At 55.5% G+C, this 22,998-nt stretch carries 20 protein-coding genes; 8 read left to right on the top strand and 12 right to left on the bottom strand.

Annotated features, from left to right (window positions below; translation table 11 throughout):
* Positions 1-131 precede the first annotated feature (131 nt).
* A complete protein-coding gene (locus JT718_RS14955; protein WP_240337113.1) occupies positions 132-1,142 on the bottom strand; it encodes a hypothetical protein in 1,011 nt (336 codons plus the stop codon).
* Between the two features lie 152 nt (positions 1,143-1,294).
* On the opposite strand from JT718_RS14955, the gene JT718_RS14960 reads away from it, so the two are divergent.
* From JT718_RS14960 to JT718_RS14970, 3 genes are all read left to right on the top strand, one after another.
* Positions 1,295-2,008 carry an SIMPL domain-containing protein gene (locus JT718_RS14960; protein WP_240337114.1) on the top strand — a complete coding sequence of 238 codons (714 nt, stop codon included), beginning with the start codon at positions 1,295-1,297 and terminating at the stop codon, positions 2,006-2,008.
* Positions 2,009-2,239: 231 nt separating this feature from the next.
* Positions 2,240-3,388, top strand: a complete 1,149-nt coding sequence (locus tag JT718_RS14965) for a ribonuclease D (RefSeq protein WP_205503517.1) — start codon at positions 2,240-2,242, stop codon at positions 3,386-3,388.
* 29 nt (positions 3,389-3,417) lie between these two features.
* On the top strand, positions 3,418-3,804 hold the full coding sequence (locus JT718_RS14970) for a DUF6960 family protein (RefSeq protein WP_205503518.1): 387 nt from the start codon (positions 3,418-3,420) through the stop codon (positions 3,802-3,804).
* Between the two features lie 63 nt (positions 3,805-3,867).
* On the opposite strand, the gene JT718_RS14975 is transcribed toward JT718_RS14970, so the two are convergent.
* Positions 3,868-4,743, bottom strand: a complete 876-nt coding sequence (locus JT718_RS14975) for a manganese catalase family protein (protein ID WP_205503519.1) — start codon at positions 4,741-4,743, stop codon at positions 3,868-3,870.
* 519 nt (positions 4,744-5,262) lie between these two features.
* Here JT718_RS14975 and JT718_RS14980 point away from each other — a divergent pair.
* Together JT718_RS14980 and JT718_RS14985 are read left to right on the top strand one after the other, a co-directional pair.
* Complete coding sequence (locus JT718_RS14980) at positions 5,263-5,484, top strand: hypothetical protein (RefSeq protein WP_205503520.1); 222 nt, start codon at positions 5,263-5,265, stop codon at positions 5,482-5,484.
* A gap of 187 nt (positions 5,485-5,671) precedes the next feature.
* The gene (locus JT718_RS14985; RefSeq protein WP_205503521.1) at positions 5,672-6,130 is read left to right on the top strand and encodes a hypothetical protein; all 459 of its coding nucleotides are present in this window, start codon (positions 5,672-5,674) and stop codon (positions 6,128-6,130) included.
* Here JT718_RS14985 and JT718_RS14990 read toward each other — a convergent pair.
* Positions 6,127-7,383, bottom strand: coding sequence for an NAD(P)-dependent oxidoreductase (locus JT718_RS14990; RefSeq protein WP_205503522.1), 1,257 nt, complete (start codon positions 7,381-7,383; stop codon positions 6,127-6,129). The two genes, JT718_RS14985 and JT718_RS14990, sit on opposite strands and share 4 nt — an antisense overlap.
* Positions 7,384-7,588: 205 nt before the next feature.
* On the opposite strand from JT718_RS14990, the gene gcvP reads away from it, so the two are divergent.
* Positions 7,589-10,504: an aminomethyl-transferring glycine dehydrogenase gene (gene gcvP / locus JT718_RS14995; protein WP_205503523.1), complete on the top strand. Its 2,916-nt coding sequence runs from the start codon at positions 7,589-7,591 to the stop codon at positions 10,502-10,504.
* Positions 10,505-10,798: 294 nt separating this feature from the next.
* Positions 10,799-11,422 (top strand): DUF4136 domain-containing protein, encoded by a 624-nt coding sequence (locus tag JT718_RS15000; RefSeq protein WP_205503524.1) that lies wholly within the window; start codon positions 10,799-10,801, stop codon positions 11,420-11,422.
* A gap of 497 nt (positions 11,423-11,919) precedes the next feature.
* Here JT718_RS15000 and JT718_RS15005 read toward each other — a convergent pair whose 3' ends face one another.
* The 5 genes from JT718_RS15005 to JT718_RS15025 all read right to left on the bottom strand — a co-directional run bounded on the left by JT718_RS15005 (position 11,920) and on the right by JT718_RS15025 (position 19,310).
* The gene (locus tag JT718_RS15005; RefSeq protein WP_205503525.1) at positions 11,920-13,899 is read right to left on the bottom strand and encodes an OmpA family protein; all 1,980 of its coding nucleotides are present in this window, start codon (positions 13,897-13,899) and stop codon (positions 11,920-11,922) included.
* Between the two features lie 19 nt (positions 13,900-13,918).
* The gene (locus JT718_RS15010; protein WP_205503526.1) at positions 13,919-14,872 is read right to left on the bottom strand and encodes a PorP/SprF family type IX secretion system membrane protein; all 954 of its coding nucleotides are present in this window, start codon (positions 14,870-14,872) and stop codon (positions 13,919-13,921) included.
* 34 nt (positions 14,873-14,906) lie between these two features.
* Positions 14,907-17,117: an ice-binding family protein gene (locus tag JT718_RS15015; RefSeq protein WP_205503527.1), complete on the bottom strand. Its 2,211-nt coding sequence runs from the start codon at positions 17,115-17,117 to the stop codon at positions 14,907-14,909.
* A gap of 465 nt (positions 17,118-17,582) precedes the next feature.
* A complete protein-coding gene (gene lipA, locus JT718_RS15020) occupies positions 17,583-18,467 on the bottom strand; it encodes a lipoyl synthase (protein ID WP_205503637.1) in 885 nt (294 codons plus the stop codon).
* A gap of 69 nt (positions 18,468-18,536) precedes the next feature.
* Positions 18,537-19,310 carry a hypothetical protein gene (locus tag JT718_RS15025; RefSeq protein ID WP_205503528.1) on the bottom strand — a complete coding sequence of 258 codons (774 nt, stop codon included), beginning with the start codon at positions 19,308-19,310 and terminating at the stop codon, positions 18,537-18,539.
* A 71-nt stretch (positions 19,311-19,381) separates the two neighbouring features.
* On the opposite strand from JT718_RS15025, the gene JT718_RS15030 reads away from it, so the two are divergent.
* Positions 19,382-19,789 (top strand): OsmC family protein, encoded by a 408-nt coding sequence (locus JT718_RS15030; RefSeq protein ID WP_205503529.1) that lies wholly within the window; start codon positions 19,382-19,384, stop codon positions 19,787-19,789.
* Positions 19,790-19,889: 100 nt separating this feature from the next.
* On the opposite strand, the gene ytxJ is transcribed toward JT718_RS15030, so the two are convergent.
* The 4 genes from ytxJ to JT718_RS15050 form a co-directional block, all read right to left on the bottom strand.
* Positions 19,890-20,228: a bacillithiol system redox-active protein YtxJ gene (gene ytxJ, locus JT718_RS15035; protein WP_205503530.1), complete on the bottom strand. Its 339-nt coding sequence runs from the start codon at positions 20,226-20,228 to the stop codon at positions 19,890-19,892.
* 26 nt (positions 20,229-20,254) lie between these two features.
* A complete protein-coding gene (locus JT718_RS15040; RefSeq protein WP_205503531.1) occupies positions 20,255-20,599 on the bottom strand; it encodes a hypothetical protein in 345 nt (114 codons plus the stop codon).
* Positions 20,596-20,886: a hypothetical protein gene (locus JT718_RS15045; RefSeq protein WP_205503532.1), complete on the bottom strand. Its 291-nt coding sequence runs from the start codon at positions 20,884-20,886 to the stop codon at positions 20,596-20,598. Before JT718_RS15045 ends, JT718_RS15040 begins: the two co-directional genes overlap by 4 nt.
* Positions 20,887-20,992: 106 nt before the next feature.
* Positions 20,993-22,972, bottom strand: coding sequence for an alpha-ketoacid dehydrogenase subunit alpha/beta (locus tag JT718_RS15050; RefSeq protein ID WP_205503533.1), 1,980 nt, complete (start codon positions 22,970-22,972; stop codon positions 20,993-20,995).
* Between the last annotated feature and the right edge of the window lie 26 nt (positions 22,973-22,998).

The following is a 22,998-nucleotide window of genomic DNA, read 5'->3' on the forward strand; positions in this document are numbered from 1 at the left end:
GAAACTGATAAACCGGCCCGCGCCCCTGAACTGAACGCCCCTAAAACCCAGAAGCCATTTTGGGCCCGATTTTGCACAATCAGGCCTAAAACGGCTTCTGGTAAGATTTAACGCCCGGGGCGGAAAGACGCTTACTTAGCGGCGTCCTGCCCCGGAATCTGGGGAAACTCAATAAACTCGCCCTCCGGCGAGAAGAGCATGCTCAGGGGCTCCTGCGGATCGCGCAGTATGTCTTCCTGCGTAATGCCCCACTTGGCCCAGACGGTGGCCAGGAGCCGGGCGTAGGAACTGTGCTGCCAGGGGTTGAAGATCACGTTGGTGACATCGTCAATGAGCGTGTCCAGGACCAGGTGGTCGTCTTGCGGCTTTACGGGGCGTACCAGGTAATCTGGGATCACGTTGAGCAGGTAGGCGGCGTAAAAGACCCGGGCGCTGAACTCGGCGGCCTGGATGGGCTGTAGCTGCCGGGGCTCAATCACTTCCCACGCCGGGCGCATGACGTCTTTGATCATACCGTTGTCCAGCAGGCAGCAGACCAGCAGGGCATTGTCCAGCCGCAGGCTGAACATCATGGTAGAGAGCTCGTCGCGGAACTCAAAGCGGTTGGGCTCCGCCGAGGCATCCACGTCCAGGATGAAAAGCGAGCAGGGCAGGAAATCGGCAAACTCCATGGGCACCCGAATGGATTGCAGCACCCTGAAGAACGACTGAAACTTGAGCAGCATCCGGGGTTGCTCGCTCACGGCGTACTCGGGGCGCACCAGCGGGTTCTGTTCCTTGATCAGCTCGGTGATGAGCGTGCCGTAGAACATCTTGCCCAGCCACTGGAACAGCAACTTCTGGTCCAGGGCCCGCAGGCCGGGCACCCCTTGCGCTACCGCGGCCTGCACCTTCTCCTCCAGAGGGGCCAGGTGCTGTGTCTGGCAGGTAGTGCAGCACGGCACCTTCAGGTCCTGGTAAGTGACCACGCTCTGGTCCAGCAGCCGAAGCAGTTCATGGGTAAGGCCATACTTTTCCATGAGCCAGGCCGGGAAAATGGTGGTCTGCTGGTCTGCCGGAATGGTGGTGCCGCAGGAAAAACAGATGTGGTTTCCAAACCGCATTCCGTCAAACGGGTCAAAAATGGCAAGGTGCTGCTGCATACAAGTAACGGGCAAAGCCTTAGGGTAAACCGCAAAGATACGCATCAATGCTGCTTGGCGTGCAATCTTGCCCCGGTAACGTGCGTTAAACCGGCAGCCCCGCAACCCGGCATGGTACTTGTACTCTGCCCGGCAACATAAACCCAACCACTATGAAAACCATCTTACCTTTTGTGTTTGCCATGCTGCTCTCCTTCAGTTCTTCCCTGGGGTACGCCCAGCAACACCCCCTGCCGCCTTTGGTAAACACCTCGGGCCTGGGCGAGGTGAAAGTTCAGCCCGACCAACTCACCTTCAGGGTGGGGGTGGAGATACGGGAAAAAACCCTGGACGAAACCCGCAAAGCCGCCGACCAGCGCACCGCCGCGCTGATCAGCTTCCTGAAGAAAAGCGGCATAGACGACAAAGACGTGCAGACCGAGAACCTGTCTGTTTACCCCATTTACTCAGGCCCGGAGTACGGGCAAACGGCCCCGCAGTCCTTCCAGGCCACCAGAACCATCTCGGTGACGCTCAAGAAACTGAACCGGTTTGACGAGCTCATGACCGGCCTCTACAAAGCGGGCGCCAACCGCGTAGACGGCATCACCTATGAGACCACCCAGCTGAAAAAACACCAGGAGGAAGCCCGCCGCAAAGCCGTGCAGGACGCCAAGCAGAAAGCCGTGCTGCTGGCCTCTGAGCTGGGCTCCAAAGTAGGCCGCCCCTACCAGATCAACGAGAGCGGCAACGGCGGCCCCAGACCCGTGCTGTACGCCAAAGCCGCCATGCGCGAAATGTCGGCCATGGATGCCGGGGGGCCCACCATCGCCCTGGGCGAGATCACCATCACCTCCACGGTAGAGGTAAGCTTCCTGCTGGAGTAGCCTTCCCGGAAGATTCTTACTTTGCCAGGAGCAGCCAGAGAGGCGCAGGCGGGCAGGCTGAACCATTCGGCCGGCCCGCCTGCGCCTCAATTTTCTGGAAAAGGGTAGCCGCCGGCGCATGCCAACAAGCCGTTTTTAGCCAGTTTTTGGGAAATCAGCCCAAAAAGGCAACACCGGCCGCCGCTTCCGCGTCAAGCAACTATCCTGTTTTTTGGATACATTTGGAAGATTATGAAGGAACCTGCATTTATTCTGGAAGGAAAGCCGGTGCATGTGGTGCAAACCGCCGAAGCATTGCAAGAGGCCGCGCACCATTTAAACCAGCAGCCAGAACTAGCCCTAGACCTGGAGTTTGACCAGCACCATTACACCTACGGGTTCACGCTGTGCCTGATCCAGATCTCAGACGGCCACACCTGTTTTTTGATTGACCCTTTTCCGCTGGATGACCTGCAACCCCTGTGGGATGTGCTGGAGAACCCGGCGAGCACCAAAATATTCCACCACGCCAACAATGACCTGATGCTGCTCAGCATGCTGGGTTGCCAGGTGCGCAACCTGGTAGACACGGCCGTGGCCGCCAAGATCCTGAACTACGCCAAGGCCGCCCTGGGTACCTTGCTGGAGGAAGAGCTGGGCCTGAGGCTGGACAAGTCGCAGCAGATGAGCAACTGGAACCAGCGCCCCCTGTCTAAACGGCAGCTGGAGTACGCCGCGCAGGACGTTTTGTACCTGCACCAGCTCAAGAACGCCATGGTGGCCAAGATAGAGGAGCTGGGCCGCCTGCACTGGCTGGAGGAAGAAGACCAACTGCTGGAATCCATCACCTACGTAGAACTGGAAGACCCGCACCTGAAGATCAAGTTTCCGCAGCGGCTTACCCTCTTGCAGCAGTTTGTGCTGAAGCCCGTCTATGATTTCCGCGACCAGCTGGCCCAGAAGTGGAACATTCCGGCGGGGCAGGTGATCAACACCAACGCCCTGATGCAGCTCTTGCAAGACCCGGAGCAGGGTATCAACAACTGGCTGTACCACACCAAGGGCATCAACGGCCGCCTGCAGCAGGAACGGTACGAGGAGCAACTGCAACGGATTGTCAACGGTTCTCTGAAAGAGGCCAAGAAACGCCAGATCCCCAACCGGCTGCCGCCCAACCCTTACCCGCCCCGGCTGAAGACTCCGGAGACCGAGGCCCGGCGCGAGCTGCTCTGCACCGTGCAGCGGGCCTTGATTGAGCGTTACGGCGCCTACGCCACGCCCATGCTCCTGGACCAGAGCACCATCACCCACTACAGCCAGACGGGCGAACTAGTTATTGTAAAGAAATACGCGCGTGAGATAGTGGAGGCGACCGCCCGTGACCTGCAGATCACGCTGTAGTCTCCCGTGCAAGAGAGAAGAAGAGAATTATGCCCAAGAAGAGTCTTGAATTTGGTTTATACAACTGGTTTCCAGGGTACGGCTACGCCCCCATCCACCCGGCCAACCGCAGGGAGTTTGAATTGCTGGAGCCTCACAACAAAGTGTTTGAGAAAGTGGGCGAGATAAACGGCTGGCTGCTGCTGCGCTACTCAGACGAGGAGTTTAAGGTAAGGCCAGACCTGTTCACGGCGGTGCAGTGGCTGCCCTTCACCTTTGGCGAATGGGTGCGCCCCGCCGACCAACCCACCGGCCCCATTGCCGAGATCACCGATATTTACTGGAGCGTGCCCGATGACGCCGCGTTTTTCGCCCTCAAACAAGGGAAAAGAAGGCTGGAGGGTTTGTTCAGGCAAGAGCAACTGCGCCCGGCGTAAGTAAAAACAGCGGCCTTCCTTTACGTAAAGGAAGGCCGCTGTTTTTAAGCCCTTTTTCAGGAATTAGAGCGCATCCTTGATCTTGTTGATGATGCCGCCCTCAGAAGAACCGGTCATCTGCTCTACCTGGGCGTGCGCCTGCGGCAGGGGCGGTCCTAACATGGGCTCATCGCCTAGCGGTGCGCCGGGCACCATTTGGAAATGGCTCTTCCCATCCATAGATGGCCCGGAAGACCAGCGCCCGGCGGCCATGTCGTCTTTGTAGATGTTGGTGGTCACAAAGGCATAGGAGAACTCCTGCACCTCCTGGTCTTGCGGGAAGCTGTTGGGAATTGGGTGCACCCCATTCAGGCCACCCAGCTCTTCCAGCACCGCCAGCCACTGGTTCTGGTGCATGGTGTCACGGGCAATCAGGAAGGCCAGCATGTCTTTCATGCCGGGGTCATCGGTAGACTCCCACAGGCGGGTGGCCAGGGTGCGCCCGGTAGTTTCTGCCACCACGTTGGCGTACATGTCACTGGCCAGGTTATTACTGCTCACTATCCAGGAGCCGTTGAACGGAACGCCGTTGGCATCGGTGGCCATGGCCCCCAAACCAGCCGACAGGAAGTGCCGCGGGTCCATGCCGCCCATTACCTGCTCCACAATAGGGTTAGCCCCCACTATCTCATCTTTCAGCGAAGCAGAGGCCCCTTCCAGGTTTAAGGCTACGGCGGTGGCCAGCATCTCAATATGGCTAATTTCCTCGGTTCCGGTCTCTAACAACATGTGTTTGTATTTCACAGGCCCGCGGCTGTTCCAGGCCTGGAACAGGTATTGTAAGCACACCCTCATTTCCCCTTCAATCCCGCCAATAGCCTGCTGCAATAAACGCGCAAATTGGGGATTGGGCTTGTCAACTCTTACCTTGTACTGAAGTTTACGATCGTGGTAGAACATTGGCTTTTGGGTTAAATAGAACATTTATTTTCCCCATTCTTAACGAGCGTATTTTTAGAAAGGATAATTATTTTGAAAATAAAAATCCAATAAATACAATAATATAGCGATATTTAGTTTACGCTATCTTTCTGAAAAACAGGCTCAAAATCGGCTCGGTCGCTTTGCGTTGCGTATGTTATTGGCATCATTCCCCCCAGAAATCAGGTTAAATGCGGGCTTCCTTAACAGGCAGGGCAAGAGCAGTTATTAGTCGTTCATTTCTATTGCCTATATCTAAATTTAGGCACCGTATTTCAGGAATTTAAGCGGCAACCTGCAACAGCAACCTACCGAAATAAACTTACACTCTTCCAGCTCAATTTCTAAGCAAAAATCAAAATAGTACTACTTAATCACCAAACTTACCGAAGATTCAGCAGAGCCCTCGCGGAGATTATTTCAGTTGAAAAGTAGAGACGTAGACCAAATAGTAATATCTGCCGTATACTAGGCGTAATGAACCAAACGAACACAACTATGAAAAAAGCACCCAAAATTTTGGCTGCCGCCGCTCTGGCAGTAGCCTTCGGATTCTCCTCTTGTGAGTCTAAAACTGCCGAAAACGTTGAAAACGGAGCGGAATCGGCGGCAAACGAGGTTGAGGCGGAAGCCGATTCTGCCTTCACCAGCACCGACACTGTCTCTGTGCAGGATGAACCGGTACAAGACGGAGTTGCAGACAAGATGGAGAACCAATAGAAATACTTCTATATCTTTTTGTAATACGCCCGCTATTAGGCACTCACGTTGCTGGTAGCGGGCTTTTTATTTGCGGTTTATACTAAATTGAATTATTCAATTTTTTTCCACCATAGTAATATAACCTATTATAAACCTCCTATATTTGTACCCCCTAATACACCAATAGATCTAAACCCCAGGATTTGTGAAGTTAGCTTGCCAGACCTTGCCCTACATCAACGTTTACCTAGAAACCAACCTGCGTGTAGTTCACGTGGAGTGCCAGGGGTTTGTGCCAAGCAGCATCTACAGGCAAACCATTCTGCGGGTGCTGGACGTGATCAAGGCCCACCACCTGGTGGGTTGGGTCTATGACATCCGCAAGCTCAAAAGCCTGCACCCCCATGACCAGGATTGGTTCATAGATGACGTGCTGCCCCTGCTTACCCAAACCCTGGTGCGCAAGTTGGCCGTGCTGGAATCTACCAGCGAGCTGGGCCAACTTAACCTGAGCCATCTGGTGTATAGTACGCACACACCCTTCTCCTTTGAGCTGCAGTATTTTGCCGACGTGGCCTCTTCCCTGGAGTGGATTGCGCAAACCTCTGCTACTGATCACAGGAAAGTCCCCGCCTTAGGGCTGCAGGCCATGCCCCTAGCTTAGCACAGGTTCTCCAGTTTGTGGTGGTTTGGCTTGTTCTGGGCCGGAAACGCGTAATCATGCAGGTAGCTGTATTTCTCGCACAGCTGGCCTCCTTTGGCAATGGTGGCGTTTTTGAGCACCCCGTCTTTGTCGCCGTTGAAGAGGTGGGGCAAGATCTTGTCTATGATCTGGCGGCTAAAATCACGCGAGGCGTTGCGGGGCAACTCGCAGGGCAGGTTGTCCACGGCCATGATGGTGATGTTCTTCTCTGAGCTGTACGCCTCCTCCAGTTCATCGGTCCAGGGGTTGTAGTCAAAGGCCGGCTCGGCAATGGTGGTTACGCGCTTGGTGCAGGGAATGGAGCCGTTCACGTCACACGTTATGTCGGCAATGGTGTTGATCCTGAAATCGGGGCGCTGCATGTCTTCGCGGGTGAACAGCACGGGCGCGGCCGGGTTCCAGTAGGCGCAGGCCATGAGCAGGTCGGTCACGCGCGAGAACTTGTGGAAGGTGGACTGGTACAGGTGCGGGTTCTGGTAGAAATCCTGCGAGTCCCACACCTCCACGTCGGGCCGCACGTGGTAGTGCGAGGAGCGCAGCTGCGTGAACACCGGCTCAGAGAACTCCTTGTAGAGGTAATCAAAGGGGGTTACCTCCTTCAGGCCCATGCGGGTGAGCACCTCCAGGGCACCTTGGGTCACTCTTCCGCCCCCGGTGACGGCAATCTTGATGTTGGGCAGGTTCTTCACCTTGAAAAACTCTTCCAGCATGTCTTCCATGTCCTGGCACTGGTGGGCGGGCTTCAGGTGAAAGAGGTTCCATTTGCGCCCATACGTGAGCAGGCCGTTGTACGCCCCCACAATGCCGGCCCATCGGCCGAAGGCCACTTCCCGCTCGCCTTTGGCGTTGGTGATGGTCTCATAGTCAACGAGCGTGATGTTCTTGGCCAGCACCGCCTGCAGCAACTTCTGATTATGCGCCTGTTTTTTGATGGTGTGGGAAAAGAAAAAGTACGTCTTGTTGGGGATCAGCTGGTCTACGGGCACTTCCTTCACCCCGAACAGCACATCGCAGCCGCTCAGGTCTTCCTTCAGGGGAATGCCCAGGTCGGCGTACTCTTCGTCTGAAAAACAACGGATGGGGCTGGGTTGCACCACCAGTTGCACCTGCGGGTAAGTCTGCAACACTTCAAGGCACTTCTTAGGAGTAAGCGGCACCCGTTTGTCTACCGGCACCTTCCCTTCGCGCAGGACCCCAATCTTTAACTTTTTCATAACAGCTGATCTTAGAGCAACAAGTACGTTTTAAGGTTGTTTTCCCAAAAACACAGCAATAATGCAAACCTCTTCCCAACCTTGCCTGCAATTTAAGCGCTCCCCCTGTAATTAGTGAATTATAACCTGTACTTTTGTAAAATCATTTGCACCAAACGTTTGTTACAGGACAAAAGAAACTTATCTACCTAAATTCCAGCGATAAATGATCTTTAAAACCAAGCCTGCCGATATCTTCAAGGAGCGCCACAACGGTCCGGTGAAAGAACAGATGCAGGACATGCTGCAGACCATTGGGGCAGCATCTCTAGACCAATTGATAGACGAGACGGTTCCGCCGGCTATCCGCTTGAAAAAACCGCTGAACTTACCGGCCGCGCTCACGGAGCGTGACTTCCTGCGTAAGTTCTCCCAGATTGCCAAGCAGAACAAACTCTACAAATCATACATCGGACTGGGATACCATGACACCATCCTGCCGCCGGTGATTCAGCGTAACATCCTGGAGAACCCAGGCTGGTACACCGCTTACACGCCTTACCAGGCCGAGATCGCCCAAGGCCGTTTGGAGGCCTTGATCAACTACCAGACCCTGATCATTGACCTGACCGGCATGGCCATCGCCAACGCGTCTTTGTTGGATGAGGCTACTGCCGCTGCTGAGGCCATGAACCTTCAGTACTCTTTGCGCAAAGGTGCCCGCAAAAACGCGAACCGCTACTTTGTGTCTAACCAGGTATTGCCACAGACCATTGACGTGCTGCTTTCCCGCGCCACGCCGCTGGGCATTGAACTGGTAATTGGTGACCACCGCGAAGTCAACCTGCAAGACGACACGTTGTTCGGAGCCCTGGTGCAGTACCCTGCCGCCGACGGTGAGGTATTCGATTACACTGATTTTATCGCGCAAGGCCACGAAGTTGGTTTACCGGTAGCCGTTGCCGCTGACCTGCTGAGTTTGACCTTGTTGAAATCACCAGGTGAGATGGGTGCCGACGTGGTAGTTGGTTCTTCGCAGCGTTTCGGGGTTCCGATGGGCTACGGCGGACCGCACGCTGGTTTCTTCGCCACTAAAGACGAGTACAAGCGCAATATCCCGGGCCGTATTATCGGGATTTCGCAGGATGCGTTCGGGCAGAAAGCCTACCGCATGGCCCTGCAGACCCGCGAGCAGCACATCCGCCGCGAGAAAGCTACCTCTAACATCTGTACCGCGCAGGTATTACTGGCCGTGATGGCTGGGATGTACGCCGTGTACCACGGCCCGCGCCGTCTGAAATACATCGGTCTGAACATCCACAGCCTGACCCAAATCCTGGAGAAAGGCCTGGAGCGTCTGGGCTTTGAGCAACTGAACGAAAACTACTTTGACACCCTGCAACTGCGGGTGGAGAGCGCTGAACTGCAGCAAGCCATCCGCCAGGAGGCCGAGGCGGCCCAGATCAACTTCCGTTATTTTGGGGACAACAATATAGGCATTTCCATCAACCAGAACACTGATCTGGACGAGGTGAAGGATATTCTGGCCGTTTTCGCGAAAGTAGCCGGAAAACCCGATGCCACTTTAGAGCTGGACGCCGTTCCGGAGGAAACTGAGATCACCTGGCCAGAAGCCCTGATCCGGACCTCTCCGTACCTGCAGGCCGAAGTCTTCAACAAGTACCACTCTGAGAGCGAGATCCTGCGCTACATGAAGTACCTGGAGAACAAAGACTTCTCGCTGGCGCACGGCATGATTCCGTTGGGTTCCTGCACCATGAAACTGAATGCCACCGCCGAGATGATTCCAGTAACCTGGCCCGAGATCGGGCAGATGCACCCGTTTGCCCCGGCAGACCAGGCCCAAGGTTACGCCCAAATCTTCAAAGACCTGGAAGCGTGGCTGTGCGAAGTGACTGGTTTTGCGGCCATGAGCTTACAACCGAACTCCGGTGCCCAGGGCGAGTACGCCGGTCTGATGGTGATCAGAGCGTACCACGAAGCCCGTGGCGACCATCACCGCAACATCTCTTTGATTCCGTCCTCGGCGCACGGCACCAACCCTGCCTCGGCGGTAATGGCCGGCATGAAAGTGGTGATTGTGAAGTGCGATGAGAAAGGAAACATTGACGTAGCTGACCTGCGCGCGAAAGCCGAGGAGCACAAAGATGACCTGTCTTGCCTTATGGTGACATATCCATCCACGCACGGCGTGTACGAGGAGAGCATCATTGAAATCTGCCAAATCATTCATGAGAACGGCGGCCGTGTGTACATGGACGGCGCCAACATGAACGCCCAGGTAGGCCTGACCTCTCCGGCCAACATCGGCGCGGACGTGTGTCACTTGAACCTGCACAAAACCTTCTGCATCCCGCACGGTGGCGGTGGACCAGGCGTAGGCCCGATTGGTGTAGTCGCTGATTTAGCGGCTTACTTGCCAGGCCACGCGGTGGTAGACCTGGAGCGTCCGGAGGCCATCAACGCGGTTTCTGCGGCTCCTTGGGGTAGCGCCAGCATTCTGCCTATCTCTTACGCCTACATCAACATGATGGGCGGCGAAGGTTTGACCGAGGCTACCAAAATGGCCATCCTGAACGCGAACTACATCAAAGCGCGTCTGGAGGCCCACTACCCAGTGTTGTACGTTGGTTCCAACGGCCGTTGCGCCCACGAGATGATCTTAGACTGCCGTTCGTTCAAAAAGGCGGGCGTAGAAGTAGAAGATATCGCGAAGCGTCTGATGGACTATGGTTTTCACGCCCCAACGGTATCATTCCCGGTAGCGGGTACGTTGATGGTAGAGCCTACCGAGAGTGAGAGCAAAGAAGAGCTGGACCGTTTCTGTGATGCCATGATCTCTATCCGCGAAGAAATCCGCGAGATTGAAGAAGGACAGGCTGATCAGAAAAACAACCTGCTTAAAAACGCTCCACACCCGGCGCACGTGGCTCTTTCAGAAAACTGGAACTTCCCGTACACCCGTGAGCGGGCCGTGTACCCAGTGCCGTACACCCGCACCGCTAAGTTCTGGCCAACCGTAAGCCGGATTGACAGCGCCTACGGTGACCGTAACCTGGTGTGCAGCTGCGCTCCTATTGAAGCCTACAACGAGCAAGGCCAGGAGATGAAAGCTGTTTAAGCTGACCTAACTTATAGCCATAAAAAAGTCCTGCGAAGCTACTCCGCAGGACTTTTTGTTTTAGGGCCATTTTGCCGAAAACACCCCTGAAACAGCTGTTCCGCCCTCCTAAATTTAGCCACCGCACATAGACCAATTGGTATAATCTGGGCATAGTTTTTGCGTTATAATTGCACGAAAGAGGGACACCCGCCAAGCCGACTGACTTCTTAAATACACCGCTGGCAAGGAATTTAGCCCGGTTTAAGGTTGTTCTATCTTTATACATGCTTTACTTACAAACTGTACAAAACCATGAAACCATTTAGCAGAATAGCAAAATGGGTGACGGGCGCAATGATGGGACTGCTGGTACTGGGTTTTACCGGTTGCGCAGCCTCGTACAACGTGGTCACTGACTTTGACCAGTCAACCAATTTCCAGACGTACAAAACCTGGCGATGGTACCAGGACCAACCCGTGGCCAAGGATTCTACCAACCGCCGGTACACCACGTTTTTAGACAAACGGGTGAAAAACGCGGTAGAAGCCGAGATGCAGCGCCGGGGCTTCCAGAAGGCAAGCGCCTCTGAGCAACCAGACATGCTGCTGGCCTATGATTTCACTATCGAGAACCAGCAGCGCATCCGTCCTGACTTTATCAGCATTCCGTCCATTGGGTACGGGTATTGGTATGGCTACCGCTATGCCTACACCTACAACCGCCTGTACAACACCACCTCCGTGCAGGACTACCAGGAAGGAACCTTGATCCTGGACGTGGTGGATGCCAAGTCGAACGAGTTGATCTGGCGCGGAACCAGTGCCACCTCTGCCCGGGAAAGATCTTTGACCGATGAGAAGGTGCAGGCCATTGTTTCCAGCATTCTGGCCAAGTTCCCTCCGCAGGCCCAGGAACGCGCCACGGCCCGCCGGTAGTTTGCAGCCGTTTTCTTGAAAACAGCCCAGAAACCCCTTGCCATGGCAAGGGGTTTCTTTTTTGTGCAAACTTCATTTACTCTCCCTTTCACATTCGCTCCTGGTTTCCTTGCCTCCTCCCCTCTTTGTCGTCCTGAAAGGATTTTGTGGGTAAGCCAGGCGTGCCCCAACTCAATAGAAAAGCGGCTTTTTTTAGGGCAAGGAAAATCCTCAGTGGCAGAAAACAAGCGCCACTACCGTTCGCCCACAAAATCCTTTCAGGATGACAAAAGGAGCTTAGAAGGAAGTTAGAACGCTTAAAAGCATGATTAGGCAAGTCGGAAAGCAGACCGGCTTTGGAGCCAGAAGAGGACAAAAGCTGCCAGAGGGTTTCTGTGCTCTTTTCTAAAAAACGGGCTGTAAATGGGTTTAGCTACCCCTTCCGCAAATGCTACCAAACAAAAGAGCCACCTTTTTTGGTGGCTCTTTTGGCAACTTCTTACAAGGTTTTCCCGGCCTTACTTGATCTTAAATTCAGTCCGTCTGTTCAGTTGGTGTTGGTCTTCGGTACATTCTACGCCATCAGCGCAGCCGTTTACCAGCACGGTTTCGCCGTAGCCTTTCCAGGTGAGGCGGTTGCGGGCGATGCCCTGGCTCACCAGGTATTCCACCGCACTCTGGGCCCGGCGCTCAGACAAGACCTGGTTGTAGCCGTGGCCTTCGCGGCTGTCGGTGTGGGAGCCCAGTTCTATCTTGATGCTGGGGTTGTCTTTGAGCATGCGCACCAGCTTGTCCAGTTCGCGCGCGGCATCTGGGCGGATGTTCCACTTGTCCAGGTCATAGTAGATGTTCTCCAGGGCAATGCTCTGGTTCTTCTGACTCTTGTCAAAGATCAGCGTGACCCGGGTGGTGTCGGCGAGTTTCACGGTGTCAATGGCCACCAGCATGGATTGCGTGAGATAGCCAAACTTATCGCCCACCAGATCATAGGTGGTACCTTTCATCACCCCAAACTTGTACTCCCCGTTGCGGTCAGAGAAAGCCACGGTAGAGTCTGTGGTGCTTTGCGGCGTCAGCTTCAGGCGCACATCGGCCAGGGGCTGGGTGATGCTGCGCTTGCCTTTCACGGGCACTCTCTCCAACGTAGTCACAAACAGAACGGCGTTGCTCAACAGCTTGAAGGAGTAGATATCATCGGTTCCGTTGGGGCTGTCGCGGTTAGAAGACAGGTAGCCCACCTGGGCATTGCTGGCCCCGCGCATGAACACCATTCCGAAGTCATCTTTGGGGGAGTTTACCGGTGCCCGCAGGTTTTCTGGTTTAGTCCAGGCAGAGCGGCTGCCTTTGGCCTTGAACACGTCCAGGCCGCCAAAGCCGGGGTGCATGTCTGAGGAGAAGTAGAGGGTACCCGCCTGGTCAAAAGCCGGGAACATCTCCTTGCCGGCCGTGTTGATGGTGTTACCGGCGTTGACCGGCTTGCCCCAACTGCCGTCTTCCTGCCGCTCAGCGTAGTAAATGTCCGTTGCACCGTAGCCGCCGGGCATGTCCGAGACAAAGTACAGGGTTTTGCCATCGGGCGAGATGGCTGGGTGCCCCACGCTGTACTCCTCCACCTTATTGTGGGTAAATGGCTCTACCTCGGCCCAGGTAGCTCCGTTCCGGCGCGCCGAGTAAATCTCCAGGCGGTTAATGTAGTCATTGGAGAGCGGCCGCTTCACCCAGCTGGTAGGGTCTACGTTGGGGTTTCTCTGCGCTTTCTCCACCATTTTGGTGCGGGTAAAGTACAGGGTAGTGCCCGCGGAGTCCAGCACGGCAGGGCCATCATGGTAGGCCGAGTTCAGCGCGGCGCTGGCCGGAGTGGGCATCTGCCAGGTGCTGTCCTGGTTGCGTTGGGCATACAGCATCTGCAGGTAAGGGCGGCCGGTCCAGCCGTAGGTACCAGTTTCCGCAACTTTCCCGCTGCCGCTGCCCCGGTCTGAGGTGAACAGGATGCCGCTGTCATACACCGTGGGGCTGAAATCGGCGTTGCCGGAGTTGATGGCGGTTTCATTGACCACAATGGCCGAGGGCGGCTCTTCCATGAGCTTCAGGGCGGCATCACAGGCCTGGGCCTTGGCGTTGGCCATGGCAGCCTCAGCGGGCACCTTCATGGCGTAGTTCTGGTACTGCGTTTTGGCCTCAAAGTACTTGCCGTTGCTGCGCAGGGCCTCGGCGTAGTGATACAGGTTGATGGGCTCGGCCTCCGGCATGGCCACTACTTTGGCGTACCATTGCTCGGCCTCCTGGGTGCGGCCCGTGAGCCGATAGGCCTCGGCCAGCCGCTGAGCTCCCTGCAGGTCAGGGTCTTTTTTCGCGAAGGCCTCCTGGTACTCCTCAATGGCGAGGGCATAGTCATAGTTCTGGAACAGCCGGTCGGCCTTGCGGGTGGTCTGGCACCCACTCAGCGCCATGCTGCCCGCCAGAAAAGAAAGTAAAACAGATTTGTATAGCTGATTCATTGTAAGCGTCTGGTTGAGGTTAGAAATACCGGGGTGAAAGCATCTTAGTGGCCTCCTTTCTCAGGAAGCTGTAGCCAACTGATATTTCATGGGTACTTAAATCATTCAGGTTGCCGTGCAGCGTAAAGTCATGGGCGTAGCCCAGGCGCAACCGCTTGGTCACGTACACATCGGCCATGGCCACCACGGCATCTTTGGAGCTGAGGCCCTTGCCCTCAAAATCATTCTTGAAAAGGTTCATGGCGGTGCGGTAGCTGGCTCCCAGCCAGATGCGCTCCCCAAACAGGAAAAAGGCGTTCAGGTCCACGTTGGTGGGCCCGTCAAAGTTCTCCTTGAGCATAATGCTGGGCTTCACCTTTATGTTATGGCTGATATCTGCCACATACCCCATGTTGAAGAAGTAATGGCGCTCGGGGTCATAGTTGATGTCTTTGTCAATGCCCAGCAGGTCGGTTACGGAAACGCCGGCGTAGAAGCGCTCGGTGTGGAAGAAAATCCCCGCCTTTAGGCTAGGGCTCCAGGTAGTTTCCTTCTGGGCGTTGATGACCGCTGGGTCCACCGCATCATTCCCGGTCACCAGCTTGGAGCCGTCTACCGCGAAGTGCGACACCCCAGCCGCCAGACCAAAGGACAGCACCCCGTTTTCGCTTACCGGCAGCTTCACGGCGGCGTCTACCTCAATGTTCTTTCGGTTTTGGGCGAAAATCTCGTCGCGGGTAGCGTGGAAGCCCAGTCCCAGCGTCTTGTTCTTCGTGAGCCCGTCAATGCTGAAGGTCTGGGTGTTGGGCGCGCCCCGCAAACCTACCCACTGGGTGCGGTGAAAGGCATTGATGGTAAGCGCTTCCTTGCTGCCCGCGTACGCCGGGTTAATCACCAGCTGGTTAAAAATGTACTGCGAAAACTGTGATCTGTGCTGCGCCCAGCCGCTAGCGGCGGTTAGCACCATGATCATGATTGCTAAAGCTTTTTTCATTTCTTACGTGAATTATCGTCTTGACTATCTCTCCTTAGCGCACCACCTGCACCGGCCCTCTGAACACCTGGTCTTTGCCATCGCAGCCCCGCACCCGCAGCACGTAGAAGTAAGTGGCTTCTTCCAGGCCGGTGGCCTGCCAGTCATTCTTGTAGCTCTTTGTTTTGTAGATCTCGTTGCCCCAACGGTTGTAGAGGGTGAGCTCATTGTCAGGGAAGTTCAGCAGGTTCCGGATCACGAAGGTGTCGTTGATGCCATCACCGTTCGGGCTGAACACCGTTGGCACCACAATCTCGGTTCCGGCGTCTGCGGCCCTTACTTCCACAGAAGCGTTGTCGCTGGCGCAGAAAGCCCCCGCTACGTTGGCCGCTACGGTAAGGGTACCCACGGCATTGGCAGCAGTGGCCTTCAGCGTGACATTGGTACCCGTAGTGGTGGTACTGTTGTCGGCAAACGTGAAGCCGGCCGGGGCCGTCCAGGTGTAGGTGACGCCGGCTACCGGGTTGGAGATAGCGTAGGTTAAGCCGGTACACGGCCCACTGTTGTCCAGAATGACCGGAACAGCCGGAACGGCAGCTGGTGTAATCTGAGGGGTGGAAGCGGTAGCCGAGCCACACGCATTGTTGGCCACTACGGTGACGCTACCGGAACCAGTGCCTGCTTTCACCTGGATTTGCGTCCCGGTAGTAGCTCCAATTCTTTCCCAGCCTTCGCCACTCACGGTCCAGGTGTAGGTCACGCCGGCAACGGGCTGGCTGATGCTGTACTGGTAGGTACTTCCCGCGCAAACGGCTGTGGTTGGTCCTGTGATCACGGGCGCCACTGGGGCCGCATTTACCACCAGCTCAATGGGGAAAGCCAGACTGTTCTGGCAGTTACCGGCCGCCACGGCTACTACCGTAACGGAGTAGGTGCCCGGTGCAGTGGTGGCACTTGCCCTTAGCGTGAAAGACGTAAGCGTTCTGGCCTCCACACTAATGCCGCTGCCTTCCGGCGCCACAATGGCCAGGCTGGTTACTCCGGCAGAGATATTGCTCACCGTGTAGGTAGTGGAGCCGCCCACGCAAATGGCCTGCAGACCAACCACGTTGGGCCTGGCGGGGCGCACGCAAATGGTAGCTTCATCTGAATCACCGCCGCCGCCAATTACCGCTACGTTCGTGATTTCTCCCAGGGCCGTGGTTTTGGCAGCAATCCGCAGGGTAGCCGTTTGGTTTGCAGGCAAGGTGCCAATGGTCCAGACTCCGGTGTTGGCATCATAGGTTCCCTTGTCTGTCTCTACCGGGGGCACTAACTCCAGGCCAGCTGGCAGTTTGTCTTCTACGGTGACATTGAGGGCATCAGAAGCCCCGGAGTTGGTGATGGTGATGGTGTACGTCACCGTCTCACCCAAGGTGAAGGTGGTCCCGTTCACCGATTTGGTGATGCGCAGGTTGGCGTTTCCGCTGCCTCCGCCACCGCCTCCTCCTCCGGGACCGCCGCCACCAGTGCCATCCCCGCCATCGCCGGAAGAGATAGGCTCTGGCAGGGAAATATTGTTGTTGTTCAGCGTTATGTCACCGGTGGTGGAAAGCGCCCTCCCCACCAGCGTGGTACCCAGACTAAGCAGGATGTTCTTCTGCGCCACTAGGTTGCCGGCCAGGGTTGAAGGCGTTCCCAGCATGCCTCCGGTCCCGATGGTTACATTACCGGTTACCCTGAAAAATACATTGTTGGGGCTGGCGTTGAACACGTTGATGGCAGAACCCGGGTCAATGACCAAATCGCCGTTCACCTGAATGATAAACACTGAGTTAGGATTCCCCTGCCCGTCAAACTTTAGGCGGCCGCTTAGGCGGGCATCGCCGTCAATTTTGTACACCCCTCTGGTAAGGGTGGTGCCGCGCACGGCGGCGTCGCCGGGCGTGAACCCTTCGCCCAGGGTTTGCCCGGTAAGGGTACGGGCTGCCGGCAACTGCCCCAGTTCATTGTACACTCGCGCTACTTCGGCTTTGGCGGTAGCGGCGGCGGCAGTGCCACGTGCCGTTTCGCCTAGCACCCTCCCGGTTGGGAAACCCGCTACCAGCGTGCCCGGTGAGGTTCCAAGGTCGCCGTACAGAACACTACTGCCGGTGCTGGTAACCGCATTGCTCCCCAGCACCGCATACTCGCGGGCAGCCCCCAGGTTAGGTGGACTTAAGGTTTGTGCATTGGAAGAAGTAAGGACAGCAAACAGCGCTGCCATAAAGAGTAAGATTTTCTTCATGTGGTCTGAAAAAGAAATTTCAATAAAGCTTACTCCAGATATTCATATATATACATGGAGCACCTGCATGTACTTGGCTTTTTTGTCAAAAGTTTAGATTTGCAGGAAAGATGCAATCTGGCCAAGGCCGCCAGAAGCTGGAGAAGAGACCCCAAAAAGAGGCTAAAACAGGAGTAAGAAGCTTTCCACCCTAAATACTATCTTCTGTAACACAAGAAGATATAAAATACATGAATTGAATTATACAGGTAAACCTACGCCCATTCACTGCGCTTGCGTATTTACCCTTAACTAACAGAACAAATACGTTTTTGCCCTTAAAATTCAAAAACGTCTCGAATATTCAGCAACTAATATATAGGCGGGATACATCCTACTTTAGGTAAGAAAGTACAATAACGGCACAAAAAAAGCCCCGCTGTGCAGCGGGGCTTTTTGCATCCTCTTTACGTTAAAATTTCTAAACTACACGTGCACGTGGCGCTCTGCATGGTAAGATGAACGCACCAACGGCCCAGACTCTACGTACTTCAATCCACGGCGCAGACCTTCTTCGCGGTAATGGGCAAACAGGTCTGGGTGAATGAACTCCGCTACCTCAATGTGCATCTTGGTGGGTTGCAGGTACTGGCCCAAGGTAAGAATGTCCAGACCGTTGGCGGCCAGGTCATCCATGGCTTCGTACACCTGCTCCTTGGTTTCGCCGAGGCCCAGCATGATGCCGCTCTTGGTGCGCTTGCCATACTCCTTGGTGCGCTTGATCTGCTCCAGGCTGCGGTCATATTTGGCCTGCGGACGAACCTGGCGGTACAGGTTTCTCACAGTTTCCATGTTGTGCGACACTACTTCCTGCCCGGCCGAGATCATCACTTCCAGCGCCTCCCAGTTGGCTTTCACGTCTGGAATGAGCGTTTCAATGGTGGTTTCGGGTGAGAGGTTCTTGATCTGCACCACCGTCTCGTGCCATACATGGGCGCCACGGTCTTTCAGCTCGTCGCGGTTCACCGAGGTGATTACGGCATGCTTCACGCCCATGAGTTGAATGGCTTCGGCTACGCGGCGCGGTTCATCCAGGTCATATTCATTGGGGCGGCCCGTGGCCACGGCGCAGAAAGAACAGGAACGGGTACATACGTTGCCCAGAATCATGAACGTGGCCGTGCCGGCACCCCAGCACTCCCCCATGTTCGGGCAGTTTCCGCTTTCGCAGATGGTATGTAGTTTATAAGTATCTACCAGTTGTCTGACCTTGGCGTATTCTTTGCCTACCGGCAGTTTTACGCGCAGCCAGTCTGGCTTACGGGTTTTGGTTTGAGCTTCAGCTGGTTGAATAACCGGCAACGCAATCAATTGATCCATGGCACAAAGGTACTAAGTGAGGAGCGGATAGGCAAAAAACAGCCAAAGAGGAAGGATCGTTCAACGGCGCCGACCGTAATACAACGTCAGGTACACCGACATGAACACGTTTCGGTTCTCCGCGCCGGGGATCATGGTCATGTCGCCAGCAAGGGCCTCTACCATCATGCCTACCTCAATACCGGTCACGCTCTCCATGTAGCGGCCATATTCAAAGCTCACCCCGGCCTTGGCGTTGGCCCCCACCCTGAAACTGGGTTCGCTTAAACCTTTGAACACGCCCGGGGCTCCTACAATCATGCCCTCGTTGGTGTGCACGTCGGGGTTGTACTGCTCAGTGTTGATGATGACCGGCCCCACCAGGTAGTACTGCTGGGTTCTCTGGTCCAGCACGTAGTTGCTGCGGTCGTACTCAATGAAGTAAGGCGCCATGATACCAATAGAAGGCCCGGCAGCCACAATGCCGTTTACCTGCACGCCAGACTCGGCGGCTTTCTTGAAGAAGGTGTACTCGCGGCCGTACTGCGGCCTGAGCACAAACAGGTAATTGCTCTTGCCCTTCACAAAGGAAGCGCCGTTCACCAGGTTCTGGACCCGGGTCTCCTTGGGGTGTTTCACCTCCACGCCCTCCAGGGACCAGAAGTGGTACCAGTTGCCTTTGAGATGGTACGCCTGCTTGATCATGGCGCCGCCCAGCAGCCCGCCGTTGGAGTTGAAGTTAAGCCCGTAGGTAAACTCCCGGGAATAGCCTTCCTCTTCTTCCACAGACTGGGCCAGAGCCAGGCTCACCGGAAGAACACATATGGCAACAAGCAAAAGTAGAAATCTGCGCACAGAGCAAAAGGCTAAGTTTCGTTTAAAAGTAAGTAACTTTACAGGCACCTGCAAATCTTAAAAGTAAGACAATGAGTTCAATGACGCTAACGTATTCTGGCCAGCTCCGCACCCAGGGAACCCACCTTGCCTCTGGCAACACCGTGGTGACAGATGCCCCCGTAGACAACAACGGCCGCGGTGAAGCGTACTCTCCCACAGACCTGGTGTGCAGCGCCCTGGGCAGCTGCATGATGACCATTATGGGCATAGTGGCCGAGCGCAACACCATTGACCTGACTGGCATGTCTATGGACATCACCAAGAAAATGGTGGCAGATCCCCGCCGGATCTCCGAGATTGTGCTGGAGGTAAAAATGCCCGCCAGAACCTTTACCCACAAGGAGAAGGCCTTGCTGGAGAATGCGGCCCGCACCTGCCCGGTTGCCCTGAGCTTGCACCCCGATATCAAACAGACCCTAACGTTCCACTACGTTTAGCGCTGATATAGAACGCACTACCTCCTGTTTTTGATATACTGAAAATCCCCTTGCTGGTGTTTCATTTACGGCACCGGCAAGGGGATTTATCTTGGGTCTGTCAGGAGGCTAATTTCTTCACTTCCTGCAGGTTGATCCCCAGGTGGGAACCGTGGTACTGACACTGCCCGTCTTTGATGAGCAGCAACTGCGGCGACTCATGCCGTACGTTAAAAGACTGGGCTATCTCATTGGAGACCGGCCGGTAACTTAACAGATCCAGGTAGTAGGGTTTCACGCGGCCCAGGCCGGCATCGTCCCACTGGCGCTCCAGCCTGCTTTTGGCCGTGGCACTGATGGAGCACGTGGTGCTATGCTTGAAAATAACGATGGGCTGCTCTTTTGACTCTTCCTTGATCTGGTCTATCTGTTCTGTACTGGTTAATGAATGCCACTGCATAGTTTCTGTTCTAGGTTCTTGGTTTGTTAAATGCCTCTGCCTCTTGCCACCCTTGCCTGCACGTTCTTCTTAGGAAACACCCGGGGCTTGATGACAGCGGTACCGTCTTCGTTGATGAGCATCTGCTCCTTCTTTCTTACCTTTTTTTGCTTTCGGCCGCTTTCGCCTCCCCTGAAATTGTACGCGCTCACATCCAGATGTGATTCACTGTAGTCGGTTTTGATTTGCCGGGCCGCTTTAATGCTTTGGCGCACCTCGCGCTTGTGCTCTGCGCGGGTTTTATAGGCGGTCTGGGCAGCGGCGGGCGCTGCCGTTAGCAACAGCCCGCAGGCAAGGACAACGAAAGGTAAAATGCGTAACGTTTGTTTCATGCTAGTCCAACTCGTTCTAGTAAGCTTCTTTTGCGCTTGGGCACCGGCACCCTGGTCTTCTTCTTTTTGAGCAAGCCCTGCTTGTTGTACTCCATGTTACGTCCGCCGTAATCGCGGCCTTCATTGGCCTGGTCCTCGGGGGTGGGTTCATTTTTCTTGAACACGCCTACCAAAGACTTCTTTTTACCGGAAACATCGGGGCAAGCAATTCTGTTGGCGTTGCACCCACTCAAAGCAAGACCCATGGCGAACACCACTACTCCCGCTGCAAAACGAAGCTTCATCATACTTACATAACTTTAGGTATACGTGTACGAGCGCGCGTTGGCTGTCTATATTTCCGTTTCGGGGCTGTTCTGCTAAAAACAGCCCCGAAACAGGGTGTGCCGAACCTTAAAAGCTCAGCAAGGCTTCTACTCTTTCCCGCAGGCGCTTCACCGGCAGGAACTCCTGCTCCAGCGGCGGGGCAAACGGAACGGCAGTATCCAGGCCGCCTACGCGCACCACCGGCCCGTCTAACTGCGTGAAGCAGTGCTCAGAAATCCAGGCGGCAATCTCGGCGCCAATACCTCCGGTAATGGTGTCTTCGTGCAGCACAATCACGCGGCCGGTTTTGGCAACGGTCTGGCGCACGGCTTCTTTGTCCCAGGGCAAAAGCGAACGGAGGTCCAGGATATCGGCACTTACGTCTGGCATGGTTTGCAGGAGCTGTTTGGCCCAGTGCACGCCCATGCCGTAGGTGATGATGGAGAAATCTGATCCTTCCTGCGCCAGTCTGGCCCGCCCGATTTCCACGGTGTAGTAGTCATCTGGAATAGCCTCCGAGAGGGAGCGGTACAGCAGCTTGTGCTCAAAGTACATGACCGGGTTAGGATCTTCAATGGCCGCGTTCAGCAAGCCTTTGGCATCATAGGGAGTGGACGGATAAACAATCTTGAGGCCCGGCGTGTGGAAAAACCAGGCCTCGTTGCTTTGCGAGTGGAATGGACCCGCCGCCGCGCCCGCACCCGTAGGCATACGAACCACCACATCGGCGTTCTGGCCCCAGCGGTAGTGGCTTTTGGCCAGGTTATTCACAATCTGGCTGAAACCGGCGCTCACAAAATCAGCAAACTGCATCTCTATCACCGATTTCTTTTTCTTGATAGACATCCCCAGCCCGATGCCCAGAATAGCCGACTCGCACAGGGGCGTGTTGCGGATGCGCTCCTTCCCGAACTTATCCACAAAGCCCTCGGTCACTTTGAATACGCCGCCGTACTCGGCAATGTCCTGGCCCATGATCACCAGTTCCGGGTAACGCTCCAGACTCTGGCGCAACCCATCAGACACGGCATCCACGAAGCGGCGCTCAGAGCGGGCGCTGTCTTTGGGTTTGATCACCGTCTGGATGAACGGCTGATACATATCAGCGAGTTCTTCCTTAGGGTCTGCCACCGGCATAGGCGTGGCGTGGGCAATCTCCAGTCCGCGCTCAATCTCCTCCCGGATCTCTTCTTTGATGGCCGCCATGGACTTAGGCGTGAGCACCTTCTCGTCCAGCAGGTATTTCTCAAAGTTCTCCACGGGGTCTTTCTTGCTCCAGCGTTCAAACAGCTCCTGTGGCACGTACTTGGTGCCCGAGGCTTCCTCGTGCCCGCGCATCCTAAAGGTCATGGCCTCTATGAGCATGGGGCGCGGACTCTTGCGGATGCTGTAGGCGGCCTGCCGCACGGTGTCATACACCTCCAGCACGTTGTTGCCGTCTATCTGCAGGGCATCAATGCCGTAGGCCGGGCCTTTGTCAATAAAGTTCTGGCACTTGAACTGCTCGTTGCTGGGCGTGGACAAACCGTAGCCGTTGTTCTCAATCATGAAGATCACGGGCAGGCTCCACACGGCCGCTACGTTCAGGGCCTCGTGGAAGTCGCCTTCGCTGGCGCCGCCGTCGCCGCTGTACACCAGGGCTACCTTCTCGCGTTTGTCCAGCATCTCGGCTAAGGCAATGCCATCGGCCACGGCCAACTGCGGGCCCAGGTGCGAGATCATGCCCACAATGTGGTGCTCGTTGCTGCCAAAGTGGAAAGAACGGTCGCGGCCTTTGGTGAAACCGGTTTTCTTGCCCTGGAACTGGGCGAACAGGCGGTCCAGAGGAATGTTGCGGCAGGTGAACACGCCCAGGTTGCGGTGCAGGGGCAGAATGTATTCGTCTTCTTCCAGCGCCAGGGTAGAACCCACCGAGATGGCTTCCTGCCCGATGCCCGAGAACCACTTGCTCACTTTGCCCTGCCGCAGCAGGATCAACATCTTCTCTTCAATCATGCGGGGTTTTAAGATTCCCCGGTACAGGTGCAGAAGGTCGTCGTCTGTATAGTCTTTTCGGTTGAATTTCATGGTGTTCGCGTTATCTGCGAGGCGTA

The organism is Rufibacter psychrotolerans (assembly GCF_016924645.1).
In the GTDB taxonomy this organism is placed as follows: Bacteria; Bacteroidota; Bacteroidia; order Cytophagales; family Hymenobacteraceae; genus Nibribacter; species Nibribacter psychrotolerans.

What these genes read in the sequence shown, in the direction of transcription:
- JT718_RS15005 (WP_205503525.1), bottom strand. Translation starts at nt 13,899, where the DNA reads ATGAATCAGCTATACAAATCTGTTTTACTTTCTTTTCTGGCGGGCAGC.
- JT718_RS14955 (WP_240337113.1), bottom strand. Translation starts at nt 1,142, where the DNA reads ATGCAGCAGCACCTTGCCATTTTTGACCCGTTTGACGGAATGCGGTTT.
- JT718_RS15050 (WP_205503533.1), bottom strand. Translation starts at nt 22,972, where the DNA reads ATGAAATTCAACCGAAAAGACTATACAGACGACGACCTTCTGCACCTG.
- JT718_RS15030 (WP_205503529.1), top strand. Translation starts at nt 19,382, where the DNA reads ATGAGTTCAATGACGCTAACGTATTCTGGCCAGCTCCGCACCCAGGGA.
- JT718_RS15000 (WP_205503524.1), top strand. Translation starts at nt 10,799, where the DNA reads ATGAAACCATTTAGCAGAATAGCAAAATGGGTGACGGGCGCAATGATG.
- JT718_RS15045 (WP_205503532.1), bottom strand. Translation starts at nt 20,886, where the DNA reads ATGATGAAGCTTCGTTTTGCAGCGGGAGTAGTGGTGTTCGCCATGGGT.
- JT718_RS14960 (WP_240337114.1), top strand. Translation starts at nt 1,295, where the DNA reads ATGAAAACCATCTTACCTTTTGTGTTTGCCATGCTGCTCTCCTTCAGT.
- JT718_RS14970 (WP_205503518.1), top strand. Translation starts at nt 3,418, where the DNA reads ATGCCCAAGAAGAGTCTTGAATTTGGTTTATACAACTGGTTTCCAGGG.
- JT718_RS14980 (WP_205503520.1), top strand. Translation starts at nt 5,263, where the DNA reads ATGAAAAAAGCACCCAAAATTTTGGCTGCCGCCGCTCTGGCAGTAGCC.
- ytxJ (WP_205503530.1), bottom strand. Translation starts at nt 20,228, where the DNA reads ATGCAGTGGCATTCATTAACCAGTACAGAACAGATAGACCAGATCAAG.
- gcvP (WP_205503523.1), top strand. Translation starts at nt 7,589, where the DNA reads ATGATCTTTAAAACCAAGCCTGCCGATATCTTCAAGGAGCGCCACAAC.
- JT718_RS14965 (WP_205503517.1), top strand. Translation starts at nt 2,240, where the DNA reads ATGAAGGAACCTGCATTTATTCTGGAAGGAAAGCCGGTGCATGTGGTG.
- JT718_RS15010 (WP_205503526.1), bottom strand. Translation starts at nt 14,872, where the DNA reads ATGAAAAAAGCTTTAGCAATCATGATCATGGTGCTAACCGCCGCTAGC.
- JT718_RS14990 (WP_205503522.1), bottom strand. Translation starts at nt 7,383, where the DNA reads ATGAAAAAGTTAAAGATTGGGGTCCTGCGCGAAGGGAAGGTGCCGGTA.
- JT718_RS14975 (WP_205503519.1), bottom strand. Translation starts at nt 4,743, where the DNA reads ATGTTCTACCACGATCGTAAACTTCAGTACAAGGTAAGAGTTGACAAG.
- JT718_RS15040 (WP_205503531.1), bottom strand. Translation starts at nt 20,599, where the DNA reads ATGAAACAAACGTTACGCATTTTACCTTTCGTTGTCCTTGCCTGCGGG.
- JT718_RS15015 (WP_205503527.1), bottom strand. Translation starts at nt 17,117, where the DNA reads ATGAAGAAAATCTTACTCTTTATGGCAGCGCTGTTTGCTGTCCTTACT.